Annotated in this window: 9 protein-coding genes; 3 read left to right on the forward strand and 6 right to left on the reverse strand. The window is 49.2% G+C overall.

The genetic code is table 11. The features are described 5' to 3' along the window. Positions 1-26 precede the first annotated feature (26 nt). Complete coding sequence (locus DWX59_RS25125) at positions 27-1931, reverse strand: sensor domain-containing diguanylate cyclase (protein WP_235845177.1); 1905 nt, start codon at positions 1929-1931, stop codon at positions 27-29. 342 nt (positions 1932-2273) lie between these two features. Between DWX59_RS25125 and DWX59_RS29480 the strand changes: the two genes are divergently transcribed. After that, on the forward strand, positions 2274-2708 hold the full coding sequence (locus DWX59_RS29480; RefSeq protein WP_235845178.1) for a GntR family transcriptional regulator: 435 nt from the start codon (positions 2274-2276) through the stop codon (positions 2706-2708). A 12-nt stretch (positions 2709-2720) separates the two neighbouring features. Further along, a complete protein-coding gene (locus tag DWX59_RS25130; protein WP_235845179.1) occupies positions 2721-3713 on the forward strand; it encodes a GntR family transcriptional regulator in 993 nt (330 codons plus the stop codon). On the opposite strand, the gene DWX59_RS25135 is transcribed toward DWX59_RS25130, so the two are convergent. The 5 genes from DWX59_RS25135 to DWX59_RS25150 form a co-directional block, all read right to left on the reverse strand. Beyond that, positions 3710-3913: a hypothetical protein gene (locus DWX59_RS25135; RefSeq protein WP_117562770.1), complete on the reverse strand. Its 204-nt coding sequence runs from the start codon at positions 3911-3913 to the stop codon at positions 3710-3712. The two genes, DWX59_RS25130 and DWX59_RS25135, sit on opposite strands and share 4 nt — an antisense overlap. Before the next feature lie 33 nt (positions 3914-3946). Continuing rightward, positions 3947-4975 carry an immunity protein Imm33 domain-containing protein gene (locus DWX59_RS25140; RefSeq protein ID WP_117562772.1) on the reverse strand — a complete coding sequence of 343 codons (1029 nt, stop codon included), beginning with the start codon at positions 4973-4975 and terminating at the stop codon, positions 3947-3949. A gap of 99 nt (positions 4976-5074) precedes the next feature. Next, positions 5075-5248, reverse strand: a complete 174-nt coding sequence (locus DWX59_RS28925; protein ID WP_166460302.1) for a hypothetical protein — start codon at positions 5246-5248, stop codon at positions 5075-5077. 125 nt (positions 5249-5373) lie between these two features. Beyond that, entirely contained in the window at positions 5374-6066 is a 693-nt protein-coding gene (locus tag DWX59_RS25145) for a YoaK family protein (protein ID WP_117562775.1), read from the reverse strand. A gap of 119 nt (positions 6067-6185) precedes the next feature. Then, entirely contained in the window at positions 6186-6689 is a 504-nt protein-coding gene (locus DWX59_RS25150) for a CarD family transcriptional regulator (RefSeq protein WP_117562778.1), read from the reverse strand. Between the two features lie 360 nt (positions 6690-7049). On the opposite strand from DWX59_RS25150, the gene DWX59_RS25155 reads away from it, so the two are divergent. Next, complete coding sequence (locus DWX59_RS25155; RefSeq protein ID WP_117562780.1) at positions 7050-7340, forward strand: DUF2325 domain-containing protein; 291 nt, start codon at positions 7050-7052, stop codon at positions 7338-7340. The last annotated feature ends 55 nt before the right edge of the window (positions 7341-7395 follow it).

Here is a 7395-nt window from a genome sequence, read left to right on the forward strand (position 1 = left end):
GGCATATGTCACCCGCCCGAACAGACTTACGGATAAACCGTAAAACCATTTTTCCCTTTCTGTTTGGTGCGGTAAAGTGCCTGGTCCGCCTTTTCATACAGCGTATCAAAATCCCGGTCTTCTTCTGAGGCCACCGATATACCGATACTTGCCGACATTTTCCATGCCTTTCCATCCCTTATGCATTCCGTGTCCAGGGCATGTGAGAGTTCCTCGGCCTTCTTCCTGACCCAGTCCCTGCTTGGAATGGGAATAAAAGCCACAAACTCATCCCCCCCAATCCGGCCCAGCACATCACCCTCCCGGAAATGCTCCCGCAGGATCCTTGCGAATTCCCGTATGCAATAATCCCCAAACGCATGGCCAAAGCAGTCATTGGCCTGTTTGAAATTATCGATATCAAAGATGAAAAAAGCGTAAGTCTTTTCAGTCTCCTCCGTCAACAGCGCAGTCACCCTGCGCCTGGTAGCGGCCTTGGTCAGGAACCGCGTCATCTCATCCGTGTAAGCCAGAAGCTCCTTTTTCTTCTCCTCATCAATATTCTTGCGGTAGGTAAACATGTGCAGGCAGTTGTCTTCATTGGAAAAGAAAATATACGCGTCAATGCGCATCCAGAAATAATCGCCGCCATCCTGGGTCATCATGAAATCGTATTTTAAATGGTTATTTCCACTTTCATATTCCCGGATTACATTTTCCGGTGTAAAGGTTGAGATATAACCCTGCCTGAATTCTTTCTTAATCTGCTTTTCAGCCATGACTCCCAGCGCCTGGTCATAGGGCAGCCCCTCGGCTCCCAGGCTTTCAAAATACTGGGCCGTGCGCTGGTTTCCCGTACAGTTCCTGGTAATGTTCAGTTCGTAGATATTATCGTAGAGCTGTTCCGTTGCCCGCTGGAATACATTTTCCCGCTCCTCCATAAGCTTTGTGATCTGTCTGTTAAAATTGCGTATGACCGTGGTGATGATAAACAGCACAATGGAAATAATCACCGCGATACAGACAATGGTCTGGTACAGACGGTCCCGTATGACACGGACCGTGTCCTCACTGTTCTGCTCTATGACAAGATGCCAGGACAGATCTGGTATGTATCTTGTGACCACGTAACTCCTGCCCTGATTCAGGGAATTGCTGCTCCAGAACTCAAGGTTCCTTGTATCCTCCTTAAAGCCAAGGAGTTTATCCCGGATTTCCTCCTGACCGTAAACTTCAAACCAGTCCGTCTTGCTGTAACCCGTATGTGTGGTGGAGACCTCAATTATGCCGGCCTCATCAATCAGACATATGTTCATGTTGTATTTGTCCTCATAGCCCGCCAGGAATTCTTTCAGGTAACTGATGCGGATCCCTACTCCCACAATTCCCAGTATCTTCCCGGAGCTGTCCGCAACCTTACAGTTCACGAATACCGTAATGGCATCATCCGAACCATCCACCTGATCGTTATCCACATTCATGGAGTATCCAAAGCCGCTGTCCATCAGGTCAAAATACCACTCATTCTCCGGATCATCCTCAACCAGGACCCTGTCGATACCGTTAAAATTGTAATACCGCCTGGTGGCTGATGACACCAGGAAAACAGAGTCAAAACCATATTTGTCACGGTAGGTTTTCAAATATGTCTGAAGTCTCTGGACATATTCCCTGTTCTCAAGGTTTTCCATCTCACAGGACAGCTGCTCCACCAGAAGGCTGTCGTGAGCCATTGTCAGGGAAATATTGACCGGTTTTGTAAGCAGGGTTGTAAGCTGGTAATGGATTCCCTCTCCTGTCAGCGATGCAACCTGTTCAATATTATTTAGCGTGGCCTGGTAATTAGCCCTGTAACTGAAAAATGCGGTCATGGAAAATCCTACAATCAGGACAATGCTGATCAGCAGGTCTGTTTTGATTAATTGATTATTCTTCACAACTGATGTCTCCATTCTTATATGGTTATATGCTCCGGGGCATCCTATCCGTCCTCCTTTCAGGGAAGTCCGATTCATTGTATACTAAAAGCTGCCAGAGGGTTTAATTGCTCTGTGCAGCTTAGAAATTCATATGGTTGCAGGTCGCACCATTGTCCCTATTCTTATTATACACGACTTTTCAGGTTATGGAATCTATTTCCTGAAAGAATTATGAAAGGAATATCGTGATTCCTGAAATCTCCTGCCCTGATTTCCGCCTTACCTTTTTCCCATAAGTATGGTAAAATTTTATATGATATAAAATAATCAGGAATTAATTTACAGCATATCTGATACGATAGGGGGGATGTGACATTGGTAAATGAAAATGAATTACAGCAGGTCATATACAACGTACTGCTCATGCAGATCAGGTTCGGCACTTACCATTATGGGGAGCACCTGCCCACGCTGGAAGAAGCCAGCCAGCTGTTCCTTGTCTCCATTGACACGGTCCGCGCCGCCTATCTGAGCCTGAAGCAGGAGGGCTATATCAGCCTGTCCAGAAGCGTGGGGGCTGTGGTAAAGGTATTATATACACGCCAGGAGACGGAACAGCATATACAGGACTTTTACGCCCTTAGGAAGGAGGGTCTGATTGATGTAAGCCGCTCCATGCAGCCCTTGTTCAGCCACGCACTGTGCATTGGCTTTAAAAACGCTTCACCGGAAACATTGGACAAGATCCTGTCGCTTTCATCTGACAGCCGGTTCCATCCTTCCCATACAATGATCCGGACCCTGCAGTAAATTTATGGTTCTTTGAATAACGACCTGCTGATGCGCCTTGTATGGAGGACATTCATGTCCTATCAGGCGCCCTTTCTCAGCATCCACCGGAACATCAGATACCTTGAGGCAGAGGAGAATCCACTTGTTAACATGATTGAACTCTGCCGCAATCAGGACTGGGAGGCGCTCAAAACCGCGGTGACCGATTATCAGGAGTATCTTTCCACAGCCCTGCGCAGCTTCTGCGACAGCCAGATTATGACGCCTCCTGCCGGAAAACAGATTGATTTCCATTGGTACAGCTATGAGAAGGCTTCCCAGCTCCGTTACTCCCTGGGCATGGAGATACTAATCTCCATCAACCGCGGCGTTTATCCGGCCGGATCCTTCCTTCCCTCGCTGGATAAGCTTTCAAAAGAAAAACATGTTTCCGTCAGCACGGTGCGCCGTACCCTGAGCCTTCTTAACAGCATCGGGGTAACAAAATCCATCAATGGGCTGGGAACCAGGGTCCTCCCGCAGGAGGAAATGGCTGATAACTGCGAGTTAACCCACCCCATTGCCCGCAGGCGCCTGCTGGACTGCGCCCAGGGTCTCCAGATCATCGCCCTTTCCTGTAAAGATGTGGCAGGACTGACGGCCGCTTCCCTGGACAGCGCGGCTTTATGCCAGATTGGGGAACGTCTGGATTTACTGAAACACACCGGCCGATATGAACTGACCGCCTTTACCATTCTTGAATTTTTTACCCACCGCGCTCCCTCCCATGCAATCCGCACCGCATACGCTGAACTGCTCCAGCATCTGATGTGGGGGAATCCGCTCCGCAGCATGGCCGCACAGGCAGGCATCAATACGGCATCCTATCTGCCTTATCTGGAATTCTTTGCCGGATGCGTGGAAAAGTCGGACTTGACCGGCTTCCCGGAAAAGCTGGAGGAACTTATCCTGTTTGAATTCAAGTTATTGCTTGATAAGCTTGGGCGCCTGGGAATCCCGGAAGCTTCCGGCCTGCTTTTTTAGGGCATTTCATCAATCGGACAGGGGCTGGCCATCCATGCCGCGTTTTGAACCGGCCAGTCAGGAGATAGGTAAGTCTCCAGTAACAGACCAAAAAAGACAAACATAATGGGCATGGAACTATAATATGGCAGCAGCTTCAGCAGACCGGCAGCAGCAAAAAATAGGGTCAGCACCGCAAATATGGCTTTCCACCTGCGCATCTTATTTCCTCCTGTTAAAATAGGTTACCGTCATCAGCGTTCCCGCTCCCATTGGCCCTTGCTGTTGCGGCTAAAGGCGCTCCCTCCTTCTGCCTCCACATATCCAAGTATGTCAGGATACAGGTTGCACACGGTATTCAGGGACCAGATGGATGCGTGGCCGGGATCATTTACATATTCATCGGTCTCATCTCCGGCAAAAAAGCGCCAGCCCGTATCCGGCCACTTGGGGCTGGTATCTTTATCCCGGTACATATATCCGATGGCCCTCCCCTCCTCAATCTGCTTTGACACAATGCAGCCTCCGTTATGGGGCAGCAGCTGGACCCATTCCCTCTCATCCGGCACATACCAGGCCTTCCTGTACCATGCGCCCCCTTCTCCCAAAAGATGGCGTACCAGGTTTGCATTGATTTCCAGAAAGGACAGCATGTCCTCCTCATTATTTTCAGGGACAAAATAAACAGCCCCGCAGATACAGCTTATGGCATACTCCTTAAAACTATGGTAAAACACCTGTGCCTTGGCTATCTGATTGCCGAAAATCCCAAAAAACTCTTCCTCTGTTATCATCCCGCAGGCAAATGCCTTCCGTCCCAGTCCAATGCGCTCATTGATGTCCCATGCATAGAATCCCCGTTCCTGCACATAGGGATGGAACATGGAGGCAAGGCTGATCCGCTCTTCAAAAGCCCTCCTGCCCCCTTCCTCCAGTTCCTCAAGGTCAAACAGCGGCGCACCGCACCAGAAGGTCATGAACTGCTCATACTCCCTGCCCGCCGTGTACTGCTTCATGCAGGCCTCTTCCAGGCTTTCCCTGTCATGTATGCCGTAAAGCCGGGACAGGTGGGCCTTCAGTTCCTCTGCATCCTTGTGATCCCGGCACCTGTAAAGACTTTCATATCCCATATGTACCGGGATTCCCGGCGCCTTGCGGCATGTGGCGATGCCGCTTAAGAGCAGGGCAAACTCCTTCCTGTCCGCGGCCCCGGGCTGCTGCGGTTCGGGCATTGCCTGTATTTCTGTCATGACGGCCCTGAGGGCCTGCGCTATCTTATCCATCTGACTGCCTCCTGTAATTGATAGGGACAGTATAACATATACATACCTTTACATCCAGATGGAAGAACTATAAACCTCAGATATTGCATGTATTGAATTTTACAGCTTCTTTTCCCTGTAAAATTCAATATAACCGCAGTCCCTGCATACATAGGCAATGGTAGGTCCCAGAGGCTGGTCCGGATCCGGAACATGGTCCAGCTCATCTACCCATACCAGATGGGTCCGGATATGGTTTATCTCCATATTTCCATTACATTTCTGACATTTCATCTAATTCGCTCCTCCTTTTTGTAACTCTTACCCATCCAGTATACAACAAAAAGGAAGAGGCGTGAATACCCCCTCTCCCCATTCAGCTGTATAGGTTATCTATCTGCCAAAACCCTGTCTATGATTCAGAACCCTTCCTTTTTCTCAATATCCTCCCGCACAAACATGATGATGAAGCTTGCCAGCAAAAGGACGCAGCTGAGCCAGATGGTCCTTTCCCCCAGAAGGGAGGTGGTCACGCTTCCCATTACCGCACCCACGGCAAACATCAGGATGACCCCATAATACCGCATACATCTCCCCAGGCATTCCCTGTCCTTTGTATGGCGGAACCGGTACAGCTGTTCCGTGGCGCTGCGCAGGTTTCCGATGCACATGGTGGATGCATAGGGACTTCCTTTAATCTTGCGGAAGGCATCCACCTGCATCGCACAGACAAAGGACACCATGATGTTGGCAGCCATATTCATGGACTGAGGCATGAATCCCACTGCAAACAGCAGCAGGATCTCAACCGCCACCACCATCTGTCTCCAATGAAGCTTCTCATCCCGCTGGTGGAGCCGTCTGATGTGCTCAGACATATACACTCCCCCTGCAAATGCGGCAACCGGCCCAAAATACCGCATGGCCATGGCCCACTGGCCTGAAGCCAGATAGCTTCCCATGAGCACAATGTTGCCTGTCTGGGCATTGGCAAACACCTTTCCCCGGCAGTAATATGTATAAGCATCCTGAAATCCGCCTGACATAGTCAATAAAATACCCGTTGACACAGCCTCTGACATCTGCCCACGGGTATATATCTGTTTCTCCATCTCTCATGCCGCCTTTCCCAAGTGAATGATAATGACTTTCCAACTCAAGATTGTATCACAGCTGAGGCTAAATTAAAATAGTAAATTATCAGTCCTGGGATGTGTCTGTAAATCCATTCCTATTGGCAGGGAAATCCGGTGCGGACCTCGATATACCCCGGCACTTCCTCCGGATAAATATCAAGCGCGGCAGCCAGTTCCCCGAACAGCAGCCTTCTTGCAGCCTTTGCCCCGTCCTTTTCCCGGACAGACAGGATCCTCCCTTTGCCTTTGCGGGACTGCTCCATCCTGGATATCTCCTTAATCATGGATGCAAGCTCCAGACAGTCGCCTGACTGGATGGCTTCCTTGTAGGCCTGGGGCCGTTCCCTGTCATTTGCATATTCCTTGCACTCCACATCCGGCCACGCATTAACAAAACGCTCCGCGTCCTTCCGGCTCATTATGCCCCGCATCATGACCTTATCGCTATCCACCGGAATACAGATGGTCGTGTCTTTTTCGTATCTTGGCACCAGATAATAATACAGTCTGTCATTATCTGAAAAGTCTGTCCTGGAGATTTTCTCTACCTGACATACACCTACCGTTCCATAGAGTATGAATTCACCTTTTTTGAACAATTTCCCACCTTTCTGAACACATTGTGTTCAAGCGTTTACTGGGTATCCGTCTATTATAACACATTTTTCATGTTATGTAAACCCAACCTGTCCACATCCCAAATCAACCGGATATTTGACTGAATATTGGATTGGATATTTGACTGAATATTGGACTGTTTTTTGACGGTATGTCTGCCCCAACCATATTGCATCAATGCTATTTGATAAACATTCTCAAATAGATATCTGGACAATTTCCTTGTGCCGGTGTATGATATCCCTATAAGTTAGTTTTGGCTAACTACAAAGACAGGCAACAGGGGCCAAAACCATCATGACAGCCCCGGCAATATGAATCACGGACAAGGAGGATTTCACATGAGTGTTGTCATCATAGGAGGCCATGACCGCATGGTAGGCCAGTACAAAAAAATCTGTAAAAACTACAACTGCAAGGCAAAGGTATTTACCCAGATGAGCGCCAGCCTGGACAAACAGATTGGCCGTCCTGACCTGCTGGTGCTGTTCACCAACACGGTCTCACACAAAATGATACGCTGCGCCCTGGACGAGGTGGGAAACCATACGGAGATTGTGCGCTGCCACACCAGCAGCGGCACGGCCCTGACGGAAATACTGGAGGAAAAATGTGCTGTCTGTGCGGTTTAATACTAGGGCCTGTCTGAAAATTCATTCCCGCCATCTGCACGCCCCACTTCGCGGC

It is taken from the genome of Enterocloster aldenensis (assembly GCF_003434055.1).
GTDB classification, from domain to species: domain Bacteria; phylum Bacillota; class Clostridia; order Lachnospirales; family Lachnospiraceae; genus Enterocloster; species Enterocloster aldenensis.

What these genes read in the sequence shown, in the direction of transcription:
- DWX59_RS25125 (WP_235845177.1), bottom strand. Translation starts at nt 1,931, where the DNA reads ATGGAGACATCAGTTGTGAAGAATAATCAATTAATCAAAACAGACCTG.
- DWX59_RS25135 (WP_117562770.1), bottom strand. Translation starts at nt 3,913, where the DNA reads ATGCGCAGGTGGAAAGCCATATTTGCGGTGCTGACCCTATTTTTTGCT.
- DWX59_RS25140 (WP_117562772.1), bottom strand. Translation starts at nt 4,975, where the DNA reads ATGGATAAGATAGCGCAGGCCCTCAGGGCCGTCATGACAGAAATACAG.
- DWX59_RS28925 (WP_166460302.1), bottom strand. Translation starts at nt 5,248, where the DNA reads ATGAAATGTCAGAAATGTAATGGAAATATGGAGATAAACCATATCCGG.
- DWX59_RS25145 (WP_117562775.1), bottom strand. Translation starts at nt 6,066, where the DNA reads ATGGAGAAACAGATATATACCCGTGGGCAGATGTCAGAGGCTGTGTCA.
- DWX59_RS25155 (WP_117562780.1), top strand. Translation starts at nt 7,050, where the DNA reads ATGAGTGTTGTCATCATAGGAGGCCATGACCGCATGGTAGGCCAGTAC.